The organism is Streptomyces sp. NPDC091682, assembly GCF_044756625.1.
GTDB lineage: Bacteria > Actinomycetota > Actinomycetes > Streptomycetales > Streptomycetaceae > Streptomyces.
Genome location: NZ_JBIVTH010000013.1, coordinates 62,452 through 86,497, shown reverse-complemented (window position 1 = coordinate 86,497; position 24,046 = coordinate 62,452). Strand labels below are relative to the sequence as shown.

The window sequence follows — 24,046 nt, the reverse complement described above, 5'->3', positions numbered from 1 at the left end:
CGCTGTGGGTGGTGCACGGGCCCGACCGCTGCACGACCGCCGACGGCGCGGAGATCAGCGAAGGGGTCCTGCTGGGCCTGCGCACCTGCGGGAACAGCACGGACGGCCCGAACGGCCGTGGACGGTGGCGGCCCTGGCCGAGGAGGCCGGGGTCTCGCGGGCTACGTTCGCGCGCCGCTTCGGCGAGCTGGTCGGCAGGCCGCCGATGGCCTACCTGGCCCACTGGCGCCTGGTGTTGGCGGCTGACCTGCTGGTACGCACCGAGGACACGGTGGAGTCGATCGCCCACCAGGTCGGCTACCGCAGTGCGTTCGGCCTGAGCGTGGCCTTCCACCGCGTCCACGGGACCCGCCCCGGCCATCACCGGGCGGCGGCCGCCGCCCGACGGGCCGGCCAGGAGGGCGGGACCACGGGGAAGGGCAGTCCGCGGACTGTCGGCGGCGGAAGGTAGCGTAGGGGCGACGTAAAGACCACGGGCAGGCATGCGTCGGTGCGTTGCGACTGCCGGGCCGTTGTTGCGTTCCACCCTCTGAGCAAGGAGCTCCACGCGCATGTCCATACCACCGCAGCCCCCGTCGTCCCCCGGTCCGTACGGACAGCCCGGACAGCCCGGATCTTACGGATATCCGGGACAGCCCGGACAGCCGGGACAGCCCGGACAGCCGCCGAACGCCGGCGGGCCGCAGGGCTGGTACCCGCAGCAGCAGAAGACCAACGCGCTGGCCATCGTCGCGTTCGTCATGGCGCTCGTCTGCGGGATCCCGCTGGTCCCGCTGATCCTCGGCATCGTCGCCCTCTCCCAGATCAAGTCCCGCGGTGAGAAGGGCAAGGGCTTCGCCATCGCGGCGATCGTCGTTCACAGCCTGAGCCTCGTGTTCATCATCATCGTGGTGGCCCTCGGCCTCACCGGATCGCTGGGCGACGACGACGCCCCGCTGAAGCGCGACACCACCGGCCAGTTCACCGGCCCCGCCGCCACCGGACCGGCGACCACCGGACCGGCCACCAAGGGACCGGCCTCCGCCGGCGTGACCGAGATCCGCAAGGGCGACTGCTTCAACACGAAGGACGATCTGGCCCAGTACGGCGACGAGGACGGCACCCAGGCCGCCCGCTCGGTGAGCATCGTGCCCTGCACCCAGCCGCACAAGGGCGAGGCGTACGCCGTCTTCAACCTGGACGCCGGAACGTACCCCGGCACGGAGAAGGTCACCGCGACCGCCGAGGAGAAGTGCAGCGGCACCGCGCTCACCTCGTACGTGGGCAACGGCCCCAAGGTCTCGGACAAGCTGGAGATCTACTACTACTACCCGCAGGCGGCCAGCTGGCTCCTCGGCGACCGCGAGGTCACCTGCTTCGTGGGCGACCCCAGCGGTCCGACCACCGGCTCGATCCGCACCGCCGGCTGAGGAAGCCGGCGGGAGCGGACCCGCTCACGCCGCCGCGTCCTCCTCCGGCGGGCAGTCCCGGCAGCGGCCGGGGTGGGGGGCGCGGAAGGCGCGGTCGCAGCCGCTGCAGTTCTGCAACGGGTCGGGCCGTCTGTCGTCCCGACCCACCCGGTCCGCCGGCGCCGCCGGGGCCGGGGGTAGGTGCGGTGGGAGCAGCTCGGCGAGGCGGTACGCGAGTACGGACGCGGGGCGCCGCATCCTTTCGGGGAGGTCCGCGGACAGCACCCTCGCGACCACCGCGGGGGTGACCCCGCGCTCCAGCCAGGTCGACACGTCCGGCGCGAGCCGGCGTACGTCGCGCTCGGAGAGCAGGAGCCGCGAGTCGTAGCGCCGCAGCCCGACGAGCAGTTCGACCGCATCGGGGTGCACGGGCCGGCCGGGCGGCGGGGCCACGGCTTCCGGCCCGGGTCCGCACCCGGGCGTCGGCTCGACTTCCGGCCCGGGCGCGGATTCCCCGGCCGGCAGCGGAGGCGGGGGCAGCGGAGCCAGGGGTGGCTGAGGTGCCGGGGGCGGGGTCGGCTCGACCCAGGTACTCCCCGGCTTGTTGTACGAATACGTCCGGGTCACCACCCGCCCGGTCGCCAGCCGCTCGCGCCGCCGCTCCAGGTATCCGTGGCGCTCCAGCTCCCGCAGGGCGGACCCGATCCGGATCTCCCCTTCCGGGAACCGTGCGGTCAGGGTCTTGATGCCGATCGGCGCCCCCTCCGGCAGCGACTGGATGTACGCCGCGACCCCGATCGCCGTTGCCGACAGCTCCCGGTGCTGGAGGAGGTGGTTGCCGACCACGGTGTAGTGACTCGCGTGCCGCGCGTTGACGTGGATGACACCGGATCGGGGGATCGCGGAGGGAACAGCGGACGAGGAGCGCGCGTGCGCGCTAGGGTTCTGGTGAGCCATGGGGAAGTGGGTAGCTTCCTTCGTTGGTCAGGCCCTCGGCCGGGATTGCGAGTCCCGCCGGGGGCCGTCTCATGTCTGCGGTGGTCGAGGCGAGCATATGCCCGCCAACCCGTATGAAATCCAGCCCAGTTGGCACGATTCACCCGACCGAGCGACACGCTCCCCGGCTGCCGGGGTGGGGTTGGGTCGGTTGGTTCTTTCCCCAGGTCCTTTGGATCCTTATGCGTCTAAGCACTCCGGATCGCGGTTTCCCGGGACCCGGTCCAGGGGCCGTCGTCCCCACATCGCCCGTGGGCCGCGTCGCGGACTCCCACGACCCGGCCCGAGCAGCCGGAAGGCGCGAGCGGAACGGGAGTTGGGCGGGGAAGGCGGCGGCCACGGTGCGGCCGGCCACCAGCGAGGCGGAACCGGACGATCGCCCACCGCGTCTCCGGTCCATATCGGCACCGCGAGGTTCCGTATGCGGAAATCCCCGTATTAGCATGCACATGACCAGCTGATTCTGGCCATGTTCAGTTATCAACTATTCAGGGGATACATGTCGTTCGACGCGGAATGGGCCGAACACAAGGCCGCCGTCCTCGCACAGCAGTCACCCGTCATGCGCCTCAACCACGCGCCGGCGAACGGCGGCGTTCCGGGGAGCCCCGCCGGGAGCCTGGTGGCCGGGGCCGCCTCCATCAACGGCAACGCCAACCTGCTGATCGAGATCGCCGCCCTCCTCCACGAGGGCCGGCCCGACGGCGACGCCGGCACGATGGCCCGCGCCCCGCGCGCGCACGCCGACGTCTCGGCGCAGGTCCTGCGCTTCGCCCAGTTCGCCGACGACCAGTTCAAGGACACGATCGGCCTGTTCGCCGCCCTGGCCACCCGTCTGAAGACGACCGGCACCGACTTCGCCCGGGTGGACGACGGCACCGCCCGGTCCTTCCTCGCGGGCCTCCTCGAATCGGGTCAGTACGTGAAACCGGAGGCCAAGTGAGCGGGCTCAGCCACCGCAAGGACGTCCAGTTCCTGGAGGAGTGCAACCCGGCGCTGGTGGAACGCAACGCCGCCGAGTTCAAGCGCTTGCGCGATCTGCTCGTTCAGGTCGAGGAGCCCGCCCGGCGCGCCGAGACCGGTACGGAGTGGCACAGCGACGGCAGCCACGCCTTCACCGCGCGCCTGTCCGAGGCGCGGCAGCTCGTGCAGCACATCGCCGAGGGCTACGACAAGGCCGCGAGCGCCCTGCACGCGTACGCGGCGGCCCTGACCACCGCCAAGTCCCACTACGCGAACGGCAAGGGCTCCGAACGCAAGCTCGCCGCCCTGATCGCCACGAAGGGCACCGCGATCACCCGCACGGCCCAGGAGGCGGAGCCGATGTGCCAGTGGGAGGACATGCGGGCGACGACCGGGTTCCTCGACGGTCTCGCCGAGCTCACGATGGACGTGGACGACATCCGTGACGAGGCGAACCGCCTCCACGACGACGCGGGCGGCAACTTCCAGCTGGCGAAGACCACCGAGCAGGAGGCGCGCGCCTCCTGCGTCCACGCGCTGAAGCAGGCGTACGAACTGCTGCCCGAGTTCCGGCTGAAGGGCGGTGCGAGCGGGGTCGACCTCTACGCGGCCATGGCAGACATGCGCCGCGAGGCGGCGGAGGCCCGCACCAACCCCCTGACCCGTCTACCGGGCAGCGGCCCGAAGAAGGACATGACCGGCCCCGTGGGGCCGGACACCCCGATCTCCCCGCAGCTGCGCGACATCCGGGTGCGGGTCGCCGGGCTGCCGGGGGACGCCGCCGACAACTATTGGATCCCGCTGGTCTCGGACGGCCAGCACGCCGACTGGATCTCCCAGAACAAGGAGGTCCTGCGGGCGGCGGCCAAGAACGCCGGGCTGCCGGAAGAGCTGGTCGCGGGCGTGGCCTGGCAGGAGATCGGCGGCTACCAGCCCGGGCTGCTGGACGACGTGACCGGCACGATCCGCGAACAGGCCGCGGCCCCGTGGGGGCTGAGCCCGGTCGCCCCCGAGAACCTTCCGTGGCGGCTCGGCGGGAAGCTGGACGAGACCTCGTACGGGCCGATCGCCATCCAGCTCCGGCGCGGCGCCGAAGTGCTCGGCTACGACCCGGCGAACCTCACCGACCACCAGCGGACCCTGGTGGAAGAGGCGCTCCAGGACCCCAAGCAGAATGCCTTCATAGCGGCCGGTTTCCTGGCCCAGATCAAGGCGGAGAGCGGTCTCGCCGACGTGCCGGCCGATCAGATGACGGAGGCCCAGATGCGGGAGATCGCCGCCCGCTACAACGGAGGTCCCTACTGGGACCTCCCCAAGGCCCAGGGCTACGGTGACCGGTTCGTCGGGAACCTCGCCCAAGCGAAGGACGCAATGCGATGACGTACCCCCGTGAGGGCATCGACCTGCCCGAGGACCAGGGCTGCCTGCGGTGGGTACTGGGCGTTCCGCTCGGGATCATCCACCTGCTCAACGGTGCTGCCGTGTTCGGGGCCCTGTTCGCCGGGCCCCGGGGCGACTGGGACGACCAGGGCTACGAGAACGTCGGCGCGCTGTGCCTCGTCTCCGTGTCCCTGAGCGTGCTCGGCCTGCTCATCACCGCCGTACCGAGCGTGCGCCGGGCCATGGGTCCGTGGTGGTTCGCGCCGCCCCTCCTCCTCGGGCTGACCGCGTTCCTGCGCGGCTCGACGCTCGGGTGAGGTCCGGATGAGGCTCCCGCGCGAGACCATCGACCTGCCCGAGGACCGCGGCTGCTTGCAGTGGGTCCTCGGCATACCGCTCGCCCTCTCCTACGTCCCCGCGGTGTTCACCTGCTACGCCGCGCTGACGCTGCGGCCGGAGCCCGGTGACGGCCTGCTGCGCGAGGACGTCCGCTTCCTGTCCGGCTGCTGCCTGGTGCTGTGCCTCGTAGGACTCCTGATCACCATCACCCCGCTGTACCGGCGGACCATGGGCCGGTGGTGGTTCGCCCTGCCGTTCCTGCTGGCGACGGTCGCCTACGTGCGCGCGCAGACGGTCTGACCGAAGGACGGTCGCAGCTCCGCGCCCGTCGGCGCACGGCATGTCATCCGATGCTGATCACGGCGTAGCCCTCCCCGTTCGCCGGCGGCCGCCGCCACGAGCGGGTGGTGAACGTGTGCAGCCGTCCGACCGTCAGGGCGTGGCGCGGCAGTCGGACACCGAACTCGCCGGCCAAGGCCTCCATCAGCGACCGTCCCGCCCGGGCGCGGTCCTCCCGGGAGCCGAAGAACCGGTCCGGGTCCAGTGCCCCCGGTATCTCCCCGGTCCGGTGGACCTCGCCGTCCGTGTACGTGAACGCGTACTGCTCGGCTCCGTCCTGTGCCACGGACAGGTGGAAGAACGGGTCCCCGCGCCAGTCCCGCAGACCGTTCCACACGACCACCGCGCGCGTGTCCGCGCCGGTGGCCGCGGCAGCAGCCGGGGAGACGAACCGCTGCGGGTCGAAGTACGGAGGGTTGCCGTCGAAGGCGAAGCTCCACCGGGTACCGGCCCGGCCGACCGCGACGTGGGCCTCGTCGTCGTAGGACGAGAACTCCCGCTGTCCGTTGATCTGCCGCAGGCGCGCTTCGTCGTTGGTCACGGGAGCGCCGAGGACTGCCCCGTCGCCGTCCGCGAGGCGTCCGGGAAGTTCCTCCGGCTCCACGCCTTCGACCAGGACGAACCGGTAGGACGTGAGGCTGCCGTGGGGGTCCAGGTCCGCGAGCCACGCCAGGCCGTCCGGGTCGAGGCCGGCGCTCGGGCTCGGCGCCGCACCCGACTGCCCGCCCCTGGGGGTCGACAGCAGCTCGCGGCCCCGCTCCGGGGTCAGCAGGGCGCCGAGCAGGGGGTCGGCCACCCACCCCAGCGGCGCCAGGAGGTCGGGGCCCGGCGGCTGCCACACCGGCAGGGCGTCCAGCAGCGTCCGCCACGCCCCGTCGGTGTCGCCCCACCGCGCCAGCTCCCGGGCCCGCTCGACCGCTTCCCCGAACGGTCCGGCCGCCGTGTACCGGTACGTGCCGCCGCGCACCTGCTCCAGCGTCGCGTGCGCCTGCGCCAGGACGTCGTCGCCGGCTCCCCGCAGGTGGTACTCCAGCGTGGCGTCGTCCCTGTACGACTGGGCCGCGTGGTCGGCGACCAGTACCGGCAGCAGCTCGGGCGCGTACCGCGGGTCGATCACCACGTCCTCGAAGTACACCATGTAGTTCTGTCCCAGCAGGCGGCGCATCTGGTCACCCAGTCCACGGGCCCGCGGTCGGCCGTACTCCTTCGCCTCGGCCAGCTGACGCCCGGCGCGCTCCCACTCGCCGCGCAGCGCCTCCAGTCGGGCCTGCTCCATCAGGGCGTCCAGCTCGCGCGTCGTGTCGTTGGCGAACTCCGGCTCCCCGTTGACCGGACGGGCGTGCAGGCTGTGGAACTCCCGGTACATGTCCCGCATGAACTCGGCGAAGTTCGCGTGCCGCTCGGGTGCCTCGCCCCGCCAGCTCGCCCACGTGTAGACGGCCCACTCGCCGTCCTCGTCCACGTCCTCGGGGTCCAGGAGGACGTGGGTGATGTCGGACTCGACGTCGAGCTGGAGCCCGCGCCGCCAGATGTCCGCGTTCCGCCGCTCGTCGGGTCCGGCATCGTCGTCCAGGTACTCCTCGAACAAGTCCGCGAGCCCTGACTCGTTGTCGTGCCGACGCACGTCCGCGGTCCCCGCCAGCAGCCAGACGAACCCGCCGGCGTGCCGCCACCCGTCGCTGACTTCGAGGAACTCCCGGTACGACGGGGGCATCCGTCGGCCGAGGCGCTCCTCCAGGGCCGCGATCCGCTCTTCGGACGCGGGCGGGAACCCCAGCCACCGATCCTGCCGGGCGGCTTCGTCCTCCTTGCTGAGTCCGGCGTCGTCGGGCAGGGAATCCGCCCACTCCCCGCTCCAACGGAGCAGGAACGGGCGCCAGTCGAACGGTGTCGCATCCGTCTTGGTCATGCTCCCGATGCTGCCATCCGCCGCTGACAGTGCTCCCGAGCTGGCCGTCGCGGGAACGCGGGAACGCGGGAACGCCGCAGCCCCCGCCCGGTCGGGGCGGGGGCTGCGGCAGGCGGTGTGCGGTGTGCGTGCGCGGTGTGCGTGTGCGTGTGCGGTGCGGGTCAGGCAGCGACCGCGACCGGCTCGGCGGCCGGGGCGGGCTCGTCCAGCGGGGAGGCCGAGGCGGAGGCGTAGGCCTCCTTGTCCAGGATCCCCTCGCGGGCCGCGACGATGACCGGGACCAGGGCCTGGCCGGCCACGTTGGTGGCGGTGCGCATCATGTCCAGGATCGGGTCGATGGCCAGCAGCAGGCCGACGCCGGCGAGCGGCAAGCCCAGGGTGGACAGGGTCAGCGTCAGCATGACGGTGGCGCCCGTCAGACCGGCCGTGGCGGCGGAGCCGATGACCGAGACGAAGACGATGAGCAGGTACTCCTTGATGCCCAGCTGCACGTCGAAGATCTGCGCGATGAAGATGGCGGCGAGGGCCGGGTAGATCGCGGCGCAGCCGTCCATCTTGGTGGTGGCGCCGAACGGGACGGCGAACGAGGCATATTCCTTCGGGACGCCGAGGCGCTCGGTGACCTTCTGGGTGACCGGCATGGTGCCGACCGAGGAGCGGGAGACGAAGGCCAGCTGGATGGCGGGCCAGGCGCCCTTGAAGAACTGGAGCGGACTGACCTTGGCGACCGTGGCGAGGAGCAGCGGGTAGACGCCGAACATCACGAGGGCGCAGCCGATGTAGATGTCGGCGGTGAAGGTCGCGTACTTGCCGATCAGGTCCCAGCCGTACGTGGCGATCGCGGTGCCGATGAGGCCGACGGTGCCGATCGGGGCGAGGCGGATGACCCACCACAGGGCCTTCTGGAGCAGTTCCAGGGCGGACTCGGCGAGGTCGAGGACCGGCTTCGCCTTGCCGCCCAGCTGGAGGGCGGCGATACCGGCGACGACGGCCAGGAAGACGATCTGAAGGACCTTCAGCTCGGTGAACGGCGTGACGATGTCCGTCGGCACGATCCCGGTGAGGAAGTCGATCCAGGAGCCGGTCTTCTTCGGGTCTTTGCCGTCGGCCGCGGTGAGGCCGGTGCCGGAACCGGGGTCGGTCAGCAGGCCGATGGCGATGCCGATGCCGACCGCAATCAGCGAGGTGATCATGAACCAGAGGAGGGTGCGGGAGGCGAGGCGCGCCGCGTTGTTCACCTTCCGCAGGTTGGTGATCGACACCAGGATCGCGAAGAAGACGAGCGGGGCGATGGCCAGCTTCAGCAGCTGGACGAAGAGGTCGCCGGTCTTCTCCAGCGTGGTGGCGAGCCAGCTGACGTCGTAGCTGCGGGCTATCCAGCCGAAGAGGACACCGAGGGCGAGACCGGCGACGATCTGGGCCCAGAAGGGGAATTTGAACGAGGCCTTGGCAGGGGCCTGGGGGGTCGCGGACACGGACACTCTCCGGAGGTGGCGCACGAAGACAGGGGGGGAAGTACTGCGGTGAAGCGGTGCGGCAGCAGCCAGAAGGGCCGGCCGGGACGGCTGCTGTATCGATTCAGCTCAACAGCAACGGGCCGCGGGCGCGCGGCGGCAGAGGTCGACGTGCAGGCGCATCGCGAGCGGAACGCTCGTGATCATGGGGTGCGCAACTGTGGTCAACATGTTGAACACGCTAACACTTCCCCTTTGGGAATCTCAAAGGGGTGCTTTGAGACAACGGCGCACGAGGCCCTCTTGCGCCGACCCGAAAAACACCACCGCCCCAGCGGTTACGGGCGGTATACCCGATGCTGGGGCGGTTCGATGTGTGATGAAGCCAACTGCGGCGTTATGAGGTGACGCGCGCCGCGTCGTCAGCCTGGTCCTCCTGGCTGCGGTTCGCGGCGAGCCGCTCCTTCGCACCCGCGACGCGCCCGGAGATCTGCGTGGACATCTCGTCGCGCTGCTTGCGCAGGAGGACGAAGGAGAGCGGGGCGGAGATCACGATGGCGAGCAGCACGACCCAGGCGACGTTGGCCTCCCCGAGCCCCGCGGGCACCCAGCCGAGCCGGACGAGGCCCGCGACGGCCACGAGGCATCCGACGAAGATGCCCAGGCGCATCGCGGTGTAGCGGATCGTTGCGCTCGGCTTGAGGGACACGGTGACCCCTTCTCTCTCGTCGTGGTCTGCGGCGGCTGGTGCCCGTCCAGTGAAGCACGCCGGAACCCGCCCCCCGCCCTCCGGGGTCCGGCGGCGGGCCCGACGGCGGGCCCGGCCGCACGTCAGTGCAGCGGCAGCAGCATCGTGATGTCGTCGCGGTCGTCGCCCGGGGCCACCCGGACAGCGCCGGGGACGCGGCCGACCTCCTTGTAGCCGCAGGAGGCGTAGAAGTGCTCCAGGCCGAGACCGCCGCGGCAGCCGAGGCGGATCGCGTCGATGCCCTCGATGGAGCGGGCCGCGGCTTCGGTCCGGGCCATCAGCTCGCGCCCGTACCCCTTGCCCTGGTGCCGCGGATGGACCATCACCGTGTAGGCCCACAGCCAGTGGAGCTGGAGCCGGTGCGCGTTGAGGGCGAGGAACGCGGTCGCGGCGACCGCCCCGTCCCCGTCGTGCCCGACCAGCAGGCGGCAGCTCCCGTCGGCGACGCCGGCGAGGTGCCGGTCGAGCGAGGGGCGGATGTCGTCGGGGGTGACCGGGGGCACGAAGCCGACGGCGCCCCCCGCGTTGGAGACGTCGGCCCACAGCGTCAGGATCCCCTCGCGCAGGGAGGGGTCGACCACCGGATCCAGGGTGAAGGTAAGGGCCATCGAGGAAGTTTATCTATTACTCGATCGGCTCGTCCAGAAAAAGCCGAACCCCGGCCCACGGGCCGGGGTTCCACTCACCTGGTACGGGTCGGACGAGGCGTCAGACGCGCATAGCCTGCGGGGTCTCGCGCAGGTTCGCGTCCGGGCCGGGGTACTCGCGGATGATCTCGTAGCGCGTGTTGCGCTCGACCGGGCGGAAGCCCGCTTCCCGGATCAGGTCCAGAAGATCGTCACGGCCCAGCTTGTTGGGGGTGCCGTAGTTGTCCGCGTCGTGCGTGATCTTGTACTCGACGACCGAGCCGTCCATGTCGTCCGCGCCGTGCTGCAGCGCGAGCTGGGCGGTCTGCACGCCGTGCATCACCCAGAAGACCTTGACGTGCGGCACGTTGTCGAAGAGCAGTCGCGAGACGGCGAAGGTCTTCAGCGCCTCGGCGCCGGTCGCCATCGTCGTGCGCGCCTGGAGCTTGTTTCGCACCTTGCCGTCCTGCATGTCCACGAAGTCGTGCTGGTACCGCAGCGGGATGAAGACCTGGAAGCCGCCGGTCTCGTCCTGGAGCTCGCGCAGCCGCAGCACGTGGTCCACGCGGTGGCGCGGCTCCTCGATGTGCCCGTACAGCATGGTCGAGGGGGTCTTGAGACCCTTCTCGTGCGCGAGCCGGTGGATGCGCGACCAGTCCTCCCAGTGGGTGCGGTGGTCGACGATGTGCTGCCGGACCTCCCAGTCGAAGATCTCCGCGCCACCACCGGTGAGCGACTCCAGGCCGGCCTCGATCAGCTCGTCGAGGATGTCGGAGGCCGACATCCCCGAGATCGTCTCGAAGTGGTGGATCTCGGTCGCTGTGAACGCCTTCAGCGAGACGTTCGGCAGCGCCTTCTTCAGCTCGGAGAGCGAGCGCGGGTAGTAGCGCCACGGCAGGTTCGGGTGCAGACCGTTGACGATGTGCAGCTCGGTGAGGTTGTCGTTCTCCATGGCCTTGGCCAGGCGCACGGCCTCCTCGATGCGCATCGTGTACGCGTCCTTCTCGCCCGGCTTGCGCTGGAACGAGCAGTACGCGCACGAGGCGGTGCACACGTTCGTCATGTTGAGGTGCCGGTTGACGTTGAAGTGGACGACGTCACCGTTCTTGCGCGTGCGCACCTCGTGGGCGAGGCCACCGAGCCAGGCCAGGTCGTCCGACTCGTAGAGGGCGATGCCGTCCTCACGGGTCAGCCGCTCGCCGGAGCGGACCTTCTCCTCCAGCTCACGCTTGAGCCCAGCGTCCATGTGCCGGTCGCCTCCTCTAGATGCCTCTGCCTGTCCTGCGAACCCTGGTCAACCGTACTCTCAGGCTTCCTCGGGAAGTTCCCCGACCCGGTTCTCCCACTTGGTGGAGAGCACGATGGTGGTCCGGGTGCGCGAGACGCCCTTGGTACCGGAGAGCCTGCGAATGATCTTCTCCAGGCCGTCCACGTCGTTGGCGCGCACCTTCAGCATGAAGGAGTCGTCGCCCGCGATGAACCAGCAGTCCTCGATCTCCGCGAGGTCGCGCAGCCGCCGGGCCACGTCCTCGTGGTCCGCGGCATCGGACATGGAGAGTCCGATCAGCGCCGTGACACCGAGGCCGAGCGAACGCGAGTCCACCGTCGCGCGGTAGCCGGTGATGACGCCGGCCGTCTCCAGCCGGTTGATGCGGTCGGTGACGCTGGGGCCGGAGAGGCCCACGAGACGGCCCAGCTCCGCGTACGAGGCACGACCGTTTTCCCGGAGTGCCTGGATGAGCTGCCTGTCCACCGTGTCCATTTACGTGGAGCCTTCCATTATTCGGCGATCCTGCAAGTCTAGGTATAGAATCTAAGGTACACAGGGTCAACACCCTGTGAAATCTTATCGCTGATCAATGACGATCTTTGGAGTGGTTCACCGTGTTCACGATCGAGATGGCCTACGCACACATGCGGGAGCTCCAGGAGCTGGCCAACCGATCCCGTGCCCACCAGCCCGCCGCCGCCCTCCGCGTCGACAAGGCCCGCAAGCCGCTCGGCCGCAAGAAGAAGGCCTAGTCACCGGCGCTTGCCTCCCGGGCAGTACGGGAGCCTCCCAGCTCCCCCTCCCAGCGGCGGTACAGCTGGTGCGGCACCCCTGCCGCGTCCAGCACCCGCCCCGCGACGAAGTCCACCAGATCCTGGATGTGCGTCGCACCCGCATAGAACGCCGGAGAGGCGGGCAGCACGATCGCGCCCGCCTCGTCCAGCGCCACCAGATGCCGCAGCGTCTGCCCGTTCAGCGGGGTCTCCCGCACCGCGACCACCAGCCGGCGCCGCTCCTTGAGCGTCACGCTCGCCACGCGCTGGAGCAGGTCCTTCGACAGTCCGAGCGCCACCCCCGCCACACAGGCCGTGGACGCGGGGACGACGAGCATTCCCTTGACCGGATACGAGCCCGAACTCGGGCCCGCCGCCAGGTCCCCCGCACCCCAGTACCGGACGTCGTCCAGTTCCGGCCGCGCGAAGGTCCCCGGCTTCCCGTCGGCTCCGCGCCCCAGCCACTCCCCCAGGTCCTCGCGCCAGTGGGCGTCACGGAAGGCGATCCCCGTCTCGTCCAGCAGGGTGAGGCGCGAGGCGCGGCTCACCACCAGGTCGACACTCTCCCCCGCGGCCAGCAGCCCGCGGAGCACCGCCGCCGCGTACGGCGTCCCGGACGCCCCGGAAACCCCGACCACCCACGGGGTGCGCTTGCGCTCAGTCATACCTCCGAGACTATCCGGCCACCACCGATGGGCACTCAGTAAGGTGTCGGGACGTTCCCCTGACGGGACGCGGCGAGGGGGCAAAGATGAGCACGACGGTGGAACAGAGCTGGACGCAGGCCGACCGGGCCGGGGCGGCGGCCAAGCTGATGCTGGGCTGGGTGGCCCTGCTGTGGGCCCTGGAGGCCGTCGACCACGCCACCGGCCACGCCCTCGACCAGTACGGGATCGTCGCCCGCGACCCCGACCGGCTGGTCGGCATCGTCGCCCACCCCTTCCTGCACTTCGGCTTCGACCACGTCGCGTCCAACAGCCTGCCGCTGCTCGTCCTCGGCTTCATCGCCGCCCTCAGCGGCATCCGCCGCTTCCTGGCCGTGAGCGCCCTGAACATAGCCGCCGTCGGGATCGGTTGCTGGCTGATCGCCCCGCCGCACACCGTCGGGGCCGGCGCCTCGGGCCTGGTCTTCGGCCTCTTCGGCTACGTGGTCGTCCGCGGCTTCGTCGAGCGCAAGCCGCTGAACGCGGCGGTGGGCCTGGTCGTCGGCGGTCTTTGGGGCAGCACGGCCCTCCTGGGCATCCTCCCCACGGACCCCGGCATCGCCTGGTACGCCCACCTCATCGGCCTCGTCGCGGGCGTCGTCACCGCCCTGTACTACCGCCGCCCGGCCCGCCGGCAGCCGGCCCTCACGGGCTGACGACGGCGCCCTCAACCAGCTCCGTCCGGTGCCCCGGGAACATGTCCTCGAAGCGGCTGAGCCGGGAGGGCGGGCCGTCGGCGTCCGGGTCGTGCATGCCGGCCTCCCTGTTCACGCACGTGATGGTGGGCCGGACGATACCTACACGGTCAGACCGCGGACCACCAGATCGGCCAGGGCGCACACGAACAGGGCGATGCCGATGAAGCCGTTGACCGTGAAGAAGGCCCGGTTCAGGCGGGACAGGTCGTGCGGCTTGACGATCGTGTGCTCGTAGAGGAAGGCGGCGACGACGACCGCCAGACCGGTCCAGAACAGCACGCCCGCGTCGGTCGCCAGCGCGTACCAGGCCAGCAGGGCCGTGGTCACGACGTGCGCGGCGCGCGCGCCCCAGAGGGCGGCCGGGACCCCGAAGCGGGCCGGGACGGACTTGACGCCCTCCGCACGGTCGGCGGCCACGTCCTGGCAGGCGAAGATCAGGTCGAAGCCGCCGATCCACACGCCCACCGCCAGGCCCAGGAGGACCGCGTCCCAGGACCACTCGCCGGTGACCGCGAGCCAGGCCCCGACCGGGCCCATCGCCTGGGCCAGCCCGAGGATGGCGTGCGGGAAGTTCGTGAACCGCTTGCCGTACGGATAGACCACCATCGGGATCACGGCGACCGGCGCGAGCGCCAGGCACAGCGGGTTCAGCAGCGCCGCCGAGCCGAGGAAGACCAGGAGCGCGATCCCGGCCCCGGTCCAGGCCGCGCGGACCGACACCGCGCCGGTGACCAGTTCACGGCCGGCCGTCCGCGGGTTACGGGCGTCGATCTCGCGGTCGATGATCCGGTTGGCGGCCATCGCGAAGGTCCGCAGCCCCACCATGCAGATGGTGACGAGCAGCAGGACGCCCCAGTGGACGCGCCGGTCGAGCTGGAACATGGCGGTGAACGCCGCGATGTAGGCGAAGGGCAGCGCGAAGACCGAGTGCTCAATCAGTACGAGTCTCAGGAACGCCTTGACCTTGCCGGTCGGCTGTGGCGCCGGGTCCCGCCCGATCACCTCGTCGGCGGTCGTCATCATGCGAGGGCTCTCCGGAAGTCTTCGAGGTCGGCCAGCAGTTCCGCGGCGGGGAGCGGGCCCAGGTCGAGGGTGTGCGGGGCGCCGTCGCTGTCCTCGGGCGGGGTGACGTGCACGGTCAGCCGCCAGGCGTCGGCCGCCGGGCCGGCGTCGATGCGCAGGAAGTCCCCGGCCTCGACCGCGAACGGCTCACCCGATGCCAAGGCGGCCTGGAGCTGCTCCGCGAAGCCGTCCGCCTCGACGTCCCGGGCACCGGGGAGCTCGAACTCGCCGTAGCCGGAGCCGTCCTCGTACATCAGCGCCCAGACGTCGCCGGGTCCGGCGAACTCCTCGGGCGAGACGCCCGCCTGCTCGGCGGCCTGCCGCACGCCCGGGTCAGCCGGGTCGATCTCCGGGCGCAGCAGGGCCACGTAGACGCCGCCGGTGCCGAGGAAGAGCTCGGGACCTCCGACCACGATGGGGCTCACAGGCCGTACTCCTTCCAGCGTCGGTCCACCAGGGCGGCGGTGTCCGGGTCGGACTCGACCATGTCGGGCCAGCCGCCGTCGCGGGTGTAGCCCTCCTCGGGCAGCTTCTTGGTGGCGTCGATGCCCGCCTTGCCGCCCCAGAACTGCTGGTACGAGGCGTGGTCCAGGTGGTCGACCGGCCCCTCGACGACGGTGAGGTCGCGGGAGTAGTCGGTGTTGCCCAGCGCCCGCCAGGAAACCTCGTGCAGGTCGTGGACGTCGCAGTCCTTGTCGACCACGATGATCAGCTTGGTCAGCGACATCATGTGCGCGCCCCAGATGGCGTGCATGACCTTCTGGGCGTGCTTCGGGTACTTCTTGTCGATCGAGACGATCGCGCAGTTGTGGAAGCCGCCCGATTCCGGGAGGTGGTAGTCCACGATGTCCGGCACGATGATCTTGAGCAGGGGCAGGAAGAACCGCTCCGTCGCGCGGCCGAGGGGGCCGTCCTCGGTCGGCGGCCGGCCGACGACGATCGACTGGATGAGCGGACGCTTGCGCATCGTCACGCAGTCGATCTTCAGGGCCGGGAAGGGCTCCTGCGGGGTGTAGAAGCCGGTGTGGTCGCCGAAGGGACCCTCCGGGAGCATCTCGCCGGGCTCCAGCCAGCCCTCGATCACGACCTCCGCGTTGGCCGGGACCTGGAGCGGGACCGTCTTGCAGTCGACCATCTCGATCCGCTTGCCCGCGACGAAGCCGGCGAAGAGGTACTCGTCGATGTCGCCCGGCAGCGGCGCGGTGGACGCGTACGTCACCGCGGGCGGGCAGCCGAAGGCGATCGCGACCGGCAGCCGCTCGCCCTTCGCCGCGGCGACGGCGTAGTGGTTGCGGCTGTCCTTGTGGATCTGCCAGTGCATGCCGATGGTGCGCTTGTCGTGGCGCTGGAGCCGGTAGAGGCCGAGGTTGCGCACGCCGGTCTCGGGGTGCTTGGTGTGGGTCAGGCCGAGGTTGAAGAAGTCGCCGCCGTCCTTGGGCCAGGTGAAGAGGGCCGGGAGCTGGTCGAGGTCCACGTCGTCGCCGGTGAGGACGACCTCCTGGACGGGCGCGGAGTCGCCCTTCACCTTCTTCGGCGGCACGTGCACCATCGAGCCGAGCTTGCCGAAGGCCTCGCGGACGCCGATGAAGCCCTGCGGGAGCTCCGGCTTCAGCAGGCCGCCGATCTTCTCGCTGATCTCGCCGTACGACTTGAGGCCGAGGGCCTTCAGAAGGCGGCGGTCGGTGCCGAAGACGTTCATGGCCAGCGGCATCGCCGAGCCCCTGACGTTCTCGAAGAGGAGCGCCGGACCCCCCGCCTTGTTCACTCTGTCGACGATCTCCCCGACCTCCAGGTACGGGTCGACTTCGGCCTTGATGCGCTTGAGGTCGCCCTCTCGCTCCAGAGCCCGGAGCAGCGAGCGGAGATCGTCGTAAGCCATAGGGGTCAGTATCCGTCACCAACTACCCTGGAGGCGTCACCGGGGCCCTGACGCGGGCCCCCCGTCACTGACCTGGGAGTCGGTCCCACACCGTGCTGCGCTATCTGCCGTTCCTGCTGATCCTCGCGCTGACCATCTACGCCTTCATCGACTGCCTGAACACTCCGGAGCCGGAGGTCAAGCACCTCCCCAAGGTGGTCTGGGTGATCATCATCCTGCTCTTCTCCATCGTGGGGCCGGTCGTGTGGCTGTTCGCGGGCAAGGACCGGGTGGCCGCGGGCGGGAACCGGACGCGCCGGGCGCAGTGGGTGGCGCCCGACGACAACCCGGAGTTCCTGAAGTCGCTGCGCGACGATCAGGAGAAGAAGGACAAGGACCAGGACAAGGACCAGGGCCAGGGCTAGGCCCTCCCCTCCGGGTCCGCGAGGTGGGCGGCCTAGCGGGCCCACGGCAGTACGCGGGTGCCCTCCTCCCCCGGGACCGAGGCCACGCCGTCCGCGCGCATCACGACGTGGGCCTCGAAGGCCTCGGCGGCGTGGATGCGGCGCAGTGCGTCCGGGGGCAGGACGAGGGTCTGGCCGGCGGCCACCTTCTCGATGCGGCCGGCGCAGGTGACCTCCAGGGAGCCGGCGGTCAGGGTCCACACCTGCTCGCGGCTGACGGAGTGCTCGGGGCCGGTGCTGCCGGCGGGCATGGCCACGTGCCAGCTGCTGAGCTCGGAGCTGCCGCGGCTGGGGGCGGCGAAGCCGGTCATGGTGGCGTTGGGGGTGGCGGTGACATTCTCGGGGGAAGCGCTGATCACGTGCAAGGCGGGTCCTCGTCTTCTCGTGGCATGCGAGTAAAGCTGCTTTACTTCTAGCGAGTAAAGCAGCTTGACCCAGCCGTGTCACCATGTTTGCGTGACGAGAGACGAGAACGAGGGCGTCGAGCTGCTGTTCCTGCTCGGCCTGGGCTTCCAGACGCTGCTGGGCGAATTCACCCGGCGCGTCGCCGAGGCCGGCTATCCGGACCTGCGGCCGGTGCACGGCATGGCCTTCCAGGCCCTCCAGGGCGACGGCGCCACCGCCACCGAGCTCGCCGAGCGGCTCGGGGTGACCAAACAGGCCGCCGGACAGATCGTGGACGACCTGGAGAAGCGCGGCTACGTCCGCCGGGAGCCGCACCCCGGGGGCGGCCGCCGCAAGCTGGTGGTCCTGACCCGGGCGGCCCGTGACCATCTCGCCGTCGCGGGCCGGATCCTGCACGAACTGGAAGCCGAACTGGGCCGTGGCACCGACCTCACCGCCCTGCGCGAGGGCCTCGGGGAGGTCGTGCGCACCTTCCACGGGGAGGGCCCGCTCCCGCCGCTGCGCCCGGTGTGGTGAGGGTCTAGGCCCGGGCGAGGGAGGCGTAGGCCTCGCGGAGGGTCGCCCAGCGGATGTCCGTCCAGGTGGACCAGTCCGCCGGCCGGCCGGCCAGGGCCGCGTCCAACAGCTCGAAGTGCTCGTGCCAGCCCGCCAGGCAGTCCAGGCGCTCGTCCTCGGTCCCGCCGCGCTCGTTCACGAACCGGATCACGGTCGAATCGGTCCCGACCGGCTCCAGGTGGAAGCGGATCCGCCCGTGCTCGGTGACCGTGTACTCGGCGACCCGCTCCACGTCCCAGGCGGTGACCCGCCCGGCCGCCACGGTGCCGGTGTTCAGCCAGCGCAGCGTGACCGCCCCGCCGAGCCTGCGCTCCAGGACGTCCGCCGCCGCCAGCCAACCGCGCAGCCCGTCGGGTGTGGTCACGGCGGGCCACAGGCCGGCGTAGGCGTGCGGCAGGTGCAGTTCGAAGCGGAGCAGCCAGTGGTCCTCGCCGCGCTGCTCGCTGGTGGCATGGCTCACGAGGGACATGCCACCAGCGTCCCACTCCCGCCGGTCAGACGCCCGCGTACGAGTGCTTGCCGCTGAGCAGGATGTTCACGCCGTAGTAGTTCCAGATCCAGCAGGCGAAGGCGAAGAGCGCCAGGTAGGCGGCCTTGCGGCCCTTCCAGCCGGCGGTGGCGCGGGCGTGCAGGTAGCAGGCGTAGGCCACCCAGGTGACGAAGGACCAGACCTCCTTGGGGTCCCAGCCCCAGTAGCGGCCCCAGGCGTCGCCGGCCCAGATCGCGCCCGCGATGATCGTGAAGGTCCACAGCGGGAAGACGGCCGCGTTGATGCGGTACGAGAACTTGTCGAGGGAGGCCGCCGAGGGCAGCCGCTCCAGCACCGAGGTGCGGAACTTGCCCGGTGTGCGGCCGGCCTCCAGCTGGCTCTCGTAGGAGTCCCGGAAGAGGTAGAGGACCGCGCCCGCGGCGCCGATGTAGAAGACGGCGCCGCAGAAGATCGCGGTGGAGACGTGGATCCACAGCCAGTACGAGTGCAGGGCCGGGACCAGCTGGTCGCTGTCGGTGTAGAGCCAGGTGACGGCGATGCCGAGGTCCAGCAGGACCGTGGTGACGAGGATCAGGCCGAGCCAGCGGACGTTCTTCTTCAGGGCGAGCAGCACCAGGTACGCGCCGACGGCCACCGTGGAGAAGGTGATCGAGAACTCGTACATGTTGCCCCAGGGGGCACGCTGCACCGACAGGGCGCGGGCGACCACCCCGGCCGCCTCCACGAGGAAGGCGAGCGCGGTCAGCGAAACCGCGATCCGCCCGTACAGGTCGCCCTGCACGGTGCCGCCGGCGGCGCCGGGGCCGTCCGGGACGTCGCGGGTGCCGGCGGCGGAACGGGTGGTGACCTTGGGCCGATCCAGTACGGCGGTGGCGCCGCCCTTGCCGCGCACCTGCACGGCCGGGGCCGCGGCCGCGTCGGCGCCGGCGCCGGTCAGCGCGGCGGCCGTGCGCCCCACCTTGCTGCGGCTGCCGAAGGTCCACTCGGCGATGTGCGCGAAGAAGGCGAGCATGTAGACCGCCATCGACGAATAGATCAGGTAGTTGCTGATCTCAGCCAGGCTCTCGTTGGCTGCGGCTGCGAGCGGCGTCATTCGCGCTCTCCTTCAAGGGTTTCTTCAACAGGATCAGACGCCGTGGGCGCCTGCTGGTGCAGCGTGGCGGCGAGGTCCGCCAACTCCTCCGGGAGCTTGGCGGACTCGCTGCGGCCCAGGCCCGCCATCTCCACGACGGTCACGCCGTCCTTGCCCGCCACCGCGCGCACCCAGATCCGGCGGCGCTGGATGAACAGCGATCCGGCCAGGCCCGCGATGGCGGCGATCGCACCCGCGAGGGCCAGGCCGCTGCCGGGCTGGTGGGTGACGGAGAAGGTGGCCCAGCGCTCGATGCCCTCGAACTTCACGGTGCCCGCGCCGTTCGGCAGGGTCATCGTGTCGCCGGGCGCCAGCTTCTGCTTGAACTGCTGGCCCGACTCGTCCTTGAACATCTCCATCTTGGAGGTGTCGAGCCGGTAGACGTTCTGCGGCAGACCCGAGTCCACGCCGAGGCTGCCGTGCCAGGCGTTGAGCATCAGCTGCGGGTTCAGGAGGGCGGGGAACTGCGAGAACATCGTCCCCATGCCCTCGCCGGCGAAGCTCGGCACGAAGACCGCGTTGAAGCCGAGCTGCTCCTTCTTGCCGTCCTTGTCCTTGTATCCGTCGGTGACCTTGACGGCTCCGGTGGAGGTGAGGTTGGCGTCCTGCGGGAGCACCGGGACGGCGTCCTTGAAGATCACCTTCCCGGTGGGGTCGGTCACCGAGAGGATCGGCGCGTAGCCGTGGCCGAGCAGGTAGACCTTGGACCCCTCGATCTCCAGGGGCTTGTTGACCTGGATCTCGCGCTTCTGCGGCGTTCCGTGGGCGCCCTCGCTGAGGGTGACGTACGCCTTGAAGTCGCGCGGGGTGCCCCGCTGCGGCCCGGTCATCTCGTAGGTGGCGTCGAAGCGGTCCAGCGTGAAGCTGAACGGCGGCAGGTCGTCCGGGTGGAAGAGCGTGCCGGGCTTGAAGTCGTCGTACTGGGTGAGCGTGTTCGAGAAGCCGGTGCCGCGCAGGACCAGCTTGCCGCCCTCGGACTTGAAGTACTGGCCCCAGGCGAAGGCCACCAGCATCACGATCAGCGCGACGTGGAAGATCAGGTTCCCGGCCTCGCGGAGGTAGCCCTTCTCCGCGGCGACGTGGCCGTTGCCCGCCTCGATGCGGAAGCGCTTCCCGCCGAGCAGCGTCCTCGCGTACGAGAGGACCTCGTCGGGGGTCCTGTCGGTGCGCCAGGTGGTGTGGGCCGGCAGCCGGTCGAGCCGCTTGGGGGCGGCCGGCGGGCGGCCGCGGAGCTGGCCGACGAACTGCCAGGCGCGCGGGACGATGCAGCCGATCAGCGAGATGAACAGCAGCAGGTAGATCGCGGAGAACCACACCGAGCTGTAGACGTCGAAGAGCTGGAACGCCTCCGCGACGCCGACGTAGGACGGGTTGTCCCGCTTCCATTCGGCGACCTTCATCGCGTCGACGTTGGTCTGCGGGACGAGGGAGCCGGGGATGGCGCCCAGGGACAGCAGGAAGAGCAGGATCAGCGCCACCCGCATGGAGGTGAGCTGCCGCCAGAACCAGCGGGCCCAGCCGATCACGCCGATGCCGACGGGACCGCTGTCCTCGACGGGTGCGGTGGAGAGCTGGGAGCCGGCCGCGGTCTCGGCGGGGTCCGCCGGTGCGGGCTCGGGCGATGCCTCGGTGGGCGCTTTGTCTGTCGTACTCATGTCCGTCGGTTCCTCAGATCCCCACCGTGAAGCCTTGGGTCCAGCTCCGCATGTCACCGACGATGCTGTCCCACAAACCTGTGACGAGCAGCAGGCCGGTGAGGACCAGCATGCCTCCGCCGATGCGCATCACCCATGCATAGTGCTGCTTCACCCAGCCGAATGCACCGAGCGCCTTGCGGAAGGCGATCGCGGCGATGATGAAGGGCACGCCGAGGCCCAGGCAGTAGACGACCGTCAGCAGGGCGCCGCGGCCGGCGCTCGCCTGATCGAGGGAGAGCGTGCTGACGGCGGCGAGGGTCGGGCCCATGCAGGGGGTCCAGCCGACGCCGAAGAGCACGCCGAGCAGCGGAGCGCCGAGCAGGCCCGCCGTCGGCTTCCGGTGGAAGCGGAACTCCCGCATCGTCAGGCCGGGGATCGCTCCCATGAAGAAGAGGCCCATGAGGATCACCACGCCGCCCAGGACGCGGGAGATGATGTCGGTGTTCTCCCGGAGGGTCTGGCCGAAGTAGCCGAAGAGCGCGCCGGTGGAGACGAAGACGGCGGTGAAGCCGGCGATGAACAGCAGCGCACCCGCCAACATCCGCCCGCGGCGGGCCTCGGCGAGGTCGGCGCCGCTGACGCCGGTCACGTAGGAGAGGTAGCCGGGGACCAGCGGCAGGACGCAGGGCGAGAAGAAGGAGACGAGTCCCGCGAGGAGCGCGATCGGCATCGCCAGCAGCAGTGCGCCGTTCAGGACCGTCTCGTTCACACCCGTGGCCTCGGCGGCGAGGACATACTCGACCACGAGGTCACTGCTCCGCGAGGACGGGGTCGATCATCGAACGCAGATTGTCCTCGCCGAGGGGGGCCAGGGTGCGTGCCGCGATCTTGCCCTCCCGGTCCAGGACGAGCGTGGAGGGGATGGCGTTCGGGTTGAGGCTGCCCTTGGGGAAGCGGAGCAGCAGCTTGCCGTCCGGGTCGTAGAGGCTCGGGTAGGTGATCCCGAAGGTCTCCTCGAAGGAGGCGGCGTTCTGCTTGCTGTTGTCGCGGACGTTGACGCCCACGAAGACGACGTCCTTGCCGGCGTCCGCGAGCTCCTTGGACACCTTCGCGAAGGCCGGGGCCTCGCCACGGCACGGCGGGCACCAGGAGCCCCACACATTGAGGACGACGACCTTGCCCTTGAGGGTCGTCGTGTCGAGGCTCTTGCCCTCGACGGTCTCGCCGTCGAGCTTGGGGGCCTCGGTGCGCTCGCCCTTGGCGGAGGTGGAGATGCCGCTCGCGCCCGTGACGTAGTTGCCGCCGGAACCGGTCGGCTTGCCGCTGTCCGAACCGCTGCACGCCGTGAGCGTGAGGGCGCCGGCGACGGTCACCGCGGTCAGCAGGAGGGTGCGGCCGCTGGGTGAGCGGCGTCGGGGGGCGCGGCTAAGGCTCATGTGAAAAGTTTCGCATGAGCAATTCGCGGATTTTCCGCACCCCCCGGCCGGGAGTCAATGCCCTGGTCAGGCGATGGTTCAGGCGGCGGTCATGTACGCGCTCCAGCCGCCGGCCGGTGGCTGGCCGGGGCCCAGGCCCCGGAGCCTGGCGAGCACCTTGGGGTCCTGGACCTCCAGCCAGTCGGTGAACTGCCGGAACGATACGAGCCGTACATCCCTTTTGTCCGCCATACCCTTGAGCGCCTCCTCGACGGCGTCCATGTAGATGCCGCCGTTCCACTCCTCGAAGTGGTTGCCGATGAACAGGGGTGCTCGGTTGGTCTCGTAGGCCCGCCGGAAGCCGCCCAGGTAGGTGGCCGTGGCCTGGGTGCGCCACCCCGGGTAGTGGGCGGGCACGCCCCTCGTCGTGCTCTTCGACTGGTTGGCCAAGATGTTGTAGTCCATCGAGAGGACCTCGAAGGAGTGCCCGGGGAACGGCAGGGACTGCAGCGGCAGGTCCCAGACGCCGGACCTGCGCACCGGCCAGACCTGGAGGCCGCCGGGAGAGCTGGAGTCGTAGCGCCAGCCCAGCCGCTGGGCCATCGGCAGCAGGGCGTCCCGGCCGAGGAGGCAGGGGGTGCGGGCGCCCTTCAGCTCCTTGCCGTAGTCGAAGGGCAGGGGTTCGAGGTCGGTGAATCCGGTGTTCGTGCGCCAGTTGGTGACGAACGACACGGCCTGGTCGATCTCGCTCTGCCAGTCGTCCGGCGTCCACCTGCCGACCGAGCCGGAGCCGGCGCAGAAGTGGCCGTTGAAGTGGGTGCCCACCTCGTGCCCGTCGAGCCAGGCCTGACGGACGCAGCCGAGGGTGGAGCGGACGTTCTCGTCCTTGAGGTAGCCGATGTCCGAGGCCCCGACGGGGTTGTTCGGCGGCCGGTAGAGGTGCCGCTTCGACTCGGGCAGCAGATAGATGCCGGAGAGGAAGAAGGTCATGGACGCGCCGTGGTCCTTGGCGAGCTTGAGGAAGCGCGGGAAGAGACCGTTGCCGATCTCCCCCGCGCCGTCCCAGCTGAAGACGACGAACTGGGGCGGGGTCTCGCCCGGCTGGAGCGGCACGGGCGCGTCCGGCTGGTTCGGCTGCGGGCCGGTGTCGGCGGTGGAGCCGTCACCGATGGGCCTGGCCGCCGGCTTCTCGCCGGGCTTCGGGTTCTTCGGGTTCCTGGCGGGTCCGGGAGCGCCGGGACCGGACGTGTCCGGTGCGCCGCAGCCCGCGGTTCCCACCGCGGCGGCCGCACCGAGCCCCAGTCCCAGCAACCCCCTCCGACTGACTCCCCTGATGTCGCGCATGTCACCGTCCCCACTGTCGATCACCCATACCGACCTGAAGCCCATATAAACGGACAATCAGATGAGATATGCGAGCTGACACGGTGATTCCCGCGCG

General features: G+C 70.5%; 29 protein-coding genes. 10 read left to right on the top strand and 19 right to left on the bottom strand.

From position 1 onward, the window contains the following. Positions 1-4: 4 nt before the first annotated feature. Positions 5-451: a helix-turn-helix transcriptional regulator gene (locus ACIQK6_RS27650; protein WP_402695703.1), complete on the top strand. Its 447-nt coding sequence runs from the start codon at positions 5-7 to the stop codon at positions 449-451. A gap of 100 nt (positions 452-551) precedes the next feature. Then, positions 552-1,409, top strand: a complete 858-nt coding sequence (locus ACIQK6_RS27645; RefSeq protein ID WP_402695655.1) for a DUF4190 domain-containing protein — start codon at positions 552-554, stop codon at positions 1,407-1,409. A 24-nt stretch (positions 1,410-1,433) separates the two neighbouring features. Here ACIQK6_RS27645 and ACIQK6_RS27640 read toward each other — a convergent pair whose 3' ends face one another. Then, positions 1,434-2,345 carry a helix-turn-helix domain-containing protein gene (locus ACIQK6_RS27640; RefSeq protein ID WP_402695654.1) on the bottom strand — a complete coding sequence of 304 codons (912 nt, stop codon included), beginning with the start codon at positions 2,343-2,345 and terminating at the stop codon, positions 1,434-1,436. A gap of 538 nt (positions 2,346-2,883) precedes the next feature. Between ACIQK6_RS27640 and ACIQK6_RS27635 the strand changes: the two genes are divergently transcribed. From ACIQK6_RS27635 to ACIQK6_RS27620, 4 genes are read left to right on the top strand one after another with little or no spacing between them, the layout of a single operon-like run. Further along, positions 2,884-3,327: a hypothetical protein gene (locus tag ACIQK6_RS27635; protein ID WP_329099699.1), complete on the top strand. Its 444-nt coding sequence runs from the start codon at positions 2,884-2,886 to the stop codon at positions 3,325-3,327. Further along, positions 3,324-4,727 carry a hypothetical protein gene (locus ACIQK6_RS27630; protein ID WP_402695653.1) on the top strand — a complete coding sequence of 468 codons (1,404 nt, stop codon included), beginning with the start codon at positions 3,324-3,326 and terminating at the stop codon, positions 4,725-4,727. Before ACIQK6_RS27635 ends, ACIQK6_RS27630 begins: the two co-directional genes overlap by 4 nt. Next, positions 4,724-5,044 (top strand): hypothetical protein, encoded by a 321-nt coding sequence (locus ACIQK6_RS27625; protein WP_329099701.1) that lies wholly within the window; start codon positions 4,724-4,726, stop codon positions 5,042-5,044. The genes ACIQK6_RS27630 and ACIQK6_RS27625 overlap by 4 nt, the downstream gene beginning before the upstream one ends. A 7-nt stretch (positions 5,045-5,051) precedes the next feature. Then, positions 5,052-5,366: a hypothetical protein gene (locus tag ACIQK6_RS27620; protein ID WP_329099702.1), complete on the top strand. Its 315-nt coding sequence runs from the start codon at positions 5,052-5,054 to the stop codon at positions 5,364-5,366. 43 nt (positions 5,367-5,409) lie between these two features. On the opposite strand, the gene ACIQK6_RS27615 is transcribed toward ACIQK6_RS27620, so the two are convergent. From ACIQK6_RS27615 to ACIQK6_RS27590, 6 genes are all read right to left on the bottom strand, one after another. Further along, a complete protein-coding gene (locus ACIQK6_RS27615) occupies positions 5,410-7,314 on the bottom strand; it encodes an SMI1/KNR4 family protein (RefSeq protein ID WP_329099703.1) in 1,905 nt (634 codons plus the stop codon). A gap of 161 nt (positions 7,315-7,475) precedes the next feature. Next, on the bottom strand, positions 7,476-8,795 hold the full coding sequence (locus ACIQK6_RS27610; RefSeq protein ID WP_328789282.1) for a dicarboxylate/amino acid:cation symporter: 1,320 nt from the start codon (positions 8,793-8,795) through the stop codon (positions 7,476-7,478). 370 nt (positions 8,796-9,165) lie between these two features. Beyond that, on the bottom strand, positions 9,166-9,438 hold the full coding sequence (locus ACIQK6_RS27605) for a DUF4229 domain-containing protein (protein WP_402695702.1): 273 nt from the start codon (positions 9,436-9,438) through the stop codon (positions 9,166-9,168). Between the two features lie 161 nt (positions 9,439-9,599). Further along, positions 9,600-10,124, bottom strand: a complete 525-nt coding sequence (locus ACIQK6_RS27600) for a GNAT family N-acetyltransferase (RefSeq protein ID WP_402695652.1) — start codon at positions 10,122-10,124, stop codon at positions 9,600-9,602. Between the two features lie 100 nt (positions 10,125-10,224). After that, on the bottom strand, positions 10,225-11,388 hold the full coding sequence (mqnE, locus tag ACIQK6_RS27595) for an aminofutalosine synthase MqnE (protein ID WP_327383866.1): 1,164 nt from the start codon (positions 11,386-11,388) through the stop codon (positions 10,225-10,227). Positions 11,389-11,448: 60 nt separating this feature from the next. Beyond that, positions 11,449-11,904, bottom strand: coding sequence for an Lrp/AsnC family transcriptional regulator (locus tag ACIQK6_RS27590; protein WP_030388096.1), 456 nt, complete (start codon positions 11,902-11,904; stop codon positions 11,449-11,451). 122 nt (positions 11,905-12,026) lie between these two features. On the opposite strand from ACIQK6_RS27590, the gene ACIQK6_RS27585 reads away from it, so the two are divergent. After that, complete coding sequence (locus ACIQK6_RS27585; protein ID WP_329099706.1) at positions 12,027-12,164, top strand: hypothetical protein; 138 nt, start codon at positions 12,027-12,029, stop codon at positions 12,162-12,164. On the opposite strand, the gene ACIQK6_RS27580 is transcribed toward ACIQK6_RS27585, so the two are convergent. After that, positions 12,161-12,850 (bottom strand): UbiX family flavin prenyltransferase, encoded by a 690-nt coding sequence (locus ACIQK6_RS27580; protein WP_402695651.1) that lies wholly within the window; start codon positions 12,848-12,850, stop codon positions 12,161-12,163. The two genes, ACIQK6_RS27585 and ACIQK6_RS27580, sit on opposite strands and share 4 nt — an antisense overlap. An 86-nt stretch (positions 12,851-12,936) precedes the next feature. On the opposite strand from ACIQK6_RS27580, the gene ACIQK6_RS27575 reads away from it, so the two are divergent. Continuing rightward, positions 12,937-13,545 (top strand): rhomboid family intramembrane serine protease, encoded by a 609-nt coding sequence (locus ACIQK6_RS27575; protein ID WP_329099708.1) that lies wholly within the window; start codon positions 12,937-12,939, stop codon positions 13,543-13,545. On the opposite strand, the gene ACIQK6_RS27570 is transcribed toward ACIQK6_RS27575, so the two are convergent. From ACIQK6_RS27570 to ACIQK6_RS27555, 4 genes are read right to left on the bottom strand one after another with little or no spacing between them, the layout of a single operon-like run. Next, complete coding sequence (locus tag ACIQK6_RS27570; protein WP_329099709.1) at positions 13,535-13,660, bottom strand: hypothetical protein; 126 nt, start codon at positions 13,658-13,660, stop codon at positions 13,535-13,537. The genes ACIQK6_RS27575 and ACIQK6_RS27570 overlap by 11 nt on opposite strands. Positions 13,661-13,686: 26 nt before the next feature. After that, positions 13,687-14,610, bottom strand: a complete 924-nt coding sequence (mqnP, locus tag ACIQK6_RS27565; RefSeq protein WP_329099710.1) for a menaquinone biosynthesis prenyltransferase MqnP — start codon at positions 14,608-14,610, stop codon at positions 13,687-13,689. Then, positions 14,607-15,074 (bottom strand): hypothetical protein, encoded by a 468-nt coding sequence (locus ACIQK6_RS27560; protein ID WP_329099711.1) that lies wholly within the window; start codon positions 15,072-15,074, stop codon positions 14,607-14,609. Before ACIQK6_RS27560 ends, mqnP begins: the two co-directional genes overlap by 4 nt. Continuing rightward, a complete protein-coding gene (locus tag ACIQK6_RS27555; RefSeq protein WP_329099712.1) occupies positions 15,071-16,528 on the bottom strand; it encodes a menaquinone biosynthesis decarboxylase in 1,458 nt (485 codons plus the stop codon). The genes ACIQK6_RS27560 and ACIQK6_RS27555 overlap by 4 nt, the downstream gene beginning before the upstream one ends. Positions 16,529-16,620: 92 nt before the next feature. Here ACIQK6_RS27555 and ACIQK6_RS27550 point away from each other — a divergent pair, with 92 nt between their 5' ends. Beyond that, a complete protein-coding gene (locus ACIQK6_RS27550; protein ID WP_329099713.1) occupies positions 16,621-16,932 on the top strand; it encodes a PLD nuclease N-terminal domain-containing protein in 312 nt (103 codons plus the stop codon). A gap of 32 nt (positions 16,933-16,964) precedes the next feature. Here ACIQK6_RS27550 and ACIQK6_RS27545 read toward each other — a convergent pair whose 3' ends face one another. Continuing rightward, positions 16,965-17,330: a cupin gene (locus ACIQK6_RS27545; protein ID WP_329099714.1), complete on the bottom strand. Its 366-nt coding sequence runs from the start codon at positions 17,328-17,330 to the stop codon at positions 16,965-16,967. Between the two features lie 97 nt (positions 17,331-17,427). Here ACIQK6_RS27545 and ACIQK6_RS27540 point away from each other — a divergent pair, with 97 nt between their 5' ends. Then, positions 17,428-17,892 (top strand): MarR family transcriptional regulator, encoded by a 465-nt coding sequence (locus tag ACIQK6_RS27540; protein ID WP_329099715.1) that lies wholly within the window; start codon positions 17,428-17,430, stop codon positions 17,890-17,892. 4 nt (positions 17,893-17,896) lie between these two features. On the opposite strand, the gene ACIQK6_RS27535 is transcribed toward ACIQK6_RS27540, so the two are convergent. The 6 genes from ACIQK6_RS27535 to ACIQK6_RS27510 all read right to left on the bottom strand — a co-directional run bounded on the left by ACIQK6_RS27535 (position 17,897) and on the right by ACIQK6_RS27510 (position 23,940). Further along, the gene (locus tag ACIQK6_RS27535) at positions 17,897-18,400 is read right to left on the bottom strand and encodes an SRPBCC domain-containing protein (protein WP_329099716.1); all 504 of its coding nucleotides are present in this window, start codon (positions 18,398-18,400) and stop codon (positions 17,897-17,899) included. Positions 18,401-18,425: 25 nt separating this feature from the next. Continuing rightward, positions 18,426-19,514: a c-type cytochrome biogenesis protein CcsB gene (ccsB, locus tag ACIQK6_RS27530; RefSeq protein ID WP_328789295.1), complete on the bottom strand. Its 1,089-nt coding sequence runs from the start codon at positions 19,512-19,514 to the stop codon at positions 18,426-18,428. Next, positions 19,511-21,208: a cytochrome c biogenesis protein ResB gene (locus ACIQK6_RS27525; protein WP_329099717.1), complete on the bottom strand. Its 1,698-nt coding sequence runs from the start codon at positions 21,206-21,208 to the stop codon at positions 19,511-19,513. The genes ccsB and ACIQK6_RS27525 overlap by 4 nt, the downstream gene beginning before the upstream one ends. Positions 21,209-21,221: 13 nt before the next feature. Further along, complete coding sequence (locus ACIQK6_RS27520) at positions 21,222-21,995, bottom strand: cytochrome c biogenesis protein CcdA (RefSeq protein WP_329099718.1); 774 nt, start codon at positions 21,993-21,995, stop codon at positions 21,222-21,224. Positions 21,996-21,999: 4 nt separating this feature from the next. Beyond that, a complete protein-coding gene (locus tag ACIQK6_RS27515; protein ID WP_329099719.1) occupies positions 22,000-22,626 on the bottom strand; it encodes a TlpA disulfide reductase family protein in 627 nt (208 codons plus the stop codon). 78 nt (positions 22,627-22,704) lie between these two features. After that, complete coding sequence (locus ACIQK6_RS27510) at positions 22,705-23,940, bottom strand: hypothetical protein (protein ID WP_329107732.1); 1,236 nt, start codon at positions 23,938-23,940, stop codon at positions 22,705-22,707. Positions 23,941-24,046: the final 106 nt, after the last annotated feature.

Excerpts from the sequence above, each read along its gene's own strand:
- ACIQK6_RS27515 (WP_329099719.1), bottom strand. The coding sequence starts at position 22,626 with ATGAGCCTTAGCCGCGCCCCCCGACGCCGCTCACCCAGCGGCCGCACC.
- ccsB (WP_328789295.1), bottom strand. The coding sequence starts at position 19,514 with ATGACGCCGCTCGCAGCCGCAGCCAACGAGAGCCTGGCTGAGATCAGC.
- ACIQK6_RS27590 (WP_030388096.1), bottom strand. The coding sequence starts at position 11,904 with ATGGACACGGTGGACAGGCAGCTCATCCAGGCACTCCGGGAAAACGGT.
- ACIQK6_RS27555 (WP_329099712.1), bottom strand. The coding sequence starts at position 16,528 with ATGGCTTACGACGATCTCCGCTCGCTGCTCCGGGCTCTGGAGCGAGAG.
- ACIQK6_RS27605 (WP_402695702.1), bottom strand. The coding sequence starts at position 9,438 with ATGCGCCTGGGCATCTTCGTCGGATGCCTCGTGGCCGTCGCGGGCCTC.
- mqnE (WP_327383866.1), bottom strand. The coding sequence starts at position 11,388 with ATGGACGCTGGGCTCAAGCGTGAGCTGGAGGAGAAGGTCCGCTCCGGC.
- ACIQK6_RS27575 (WP_329099708.1), top strand. The coding sequence starts at position 12,937 with ATGAGCACGACGGTGGAACAGAGCTGGACGCAGGCCGACCGGGCCGGG.
- ACIQK6_RS27645 (WP_402695655.1), top strand. The coding sequence starts at position 552 with ATGTCCATACCACCGCAGCCCCCGTCGTCCCCCGGTCCGTACGGACAG.
- mqnP (WP_329099710.1), bottom strand. The coding sequence starts at position 14,610 with ATGATGACGACCGCCGACGAGGTGATCGGGCGGGACCCGGCGCCACAG.
- ACIQK6_RS27625 (WP_329099701.1), top strand. The coding sequence starts at position 4,724 with ATGACGTACCCCCGTGAGGGCATCGACCTGCCCGAGGACCAGGGCTGC.
- ACIQK6_RS27525 (WP_329099717.1), bottom strand. The coding sequence starts at position 21,208 with ATGAGTACGACAGACAAAGCGCCCACCGAGGCATCGCCCGAGCCCGCA.
- ACIQK6_RS27640 (WP_402695654.1), bottom strand. The coding sequence starts at position 2,345 with ATGGCTCACCAGAACCCTAGCGCGCACGCGCGCTCCTCGTCCGCTGTT.
- ACIQK6_RS27635 (WP_329099699.1), top strand. The coding sequence starts at position 2,884 with ATGTCGTTCGACGCGGAATGGGCCGAACACAAGGCCGCCGTCCTCGCA.
- ACIQK6_RS27580 (WP_402695651.1), bottom strand. The coding sequence starts at position 12,850 with ATGACTGAGCGCAAGCGCACCCCGTGGGTGGTCGGGGTTTCCGGGGCG.
- ACIQK6_RS27535 (WP_329099716.1), bottom strand. The coding sequence starts at position 18,400 with ATGTCCCTCGTGAGCCATGCCACCAGCGAGCAGCGCGGCGAGGACCAC.
- ACIQK6_RS27600 (WP_402695652.1), bottom strand. The coding sequence starts at position 10,124 with ATGGCCCTTACCTTCACCCTGGATCCGGTGGTCGACCCCTCCCTGCGC.
- ACIQK6_RS27620 (WP_329099702.1), top strand. The coding sequence starts at position 5,052 with ATGAGGCTCCCGCGCGAGACCATCGACCTGCCCGAGGACCGCGGCTGC.
- ACIQK6_RS27615 (WP_329099703.1), bottom strand. The coding sequence starts at position 7,314 with ATGACCAAGACGGATGCGACACCGTTCGACTGGCGCCCGTTCCTGCTC.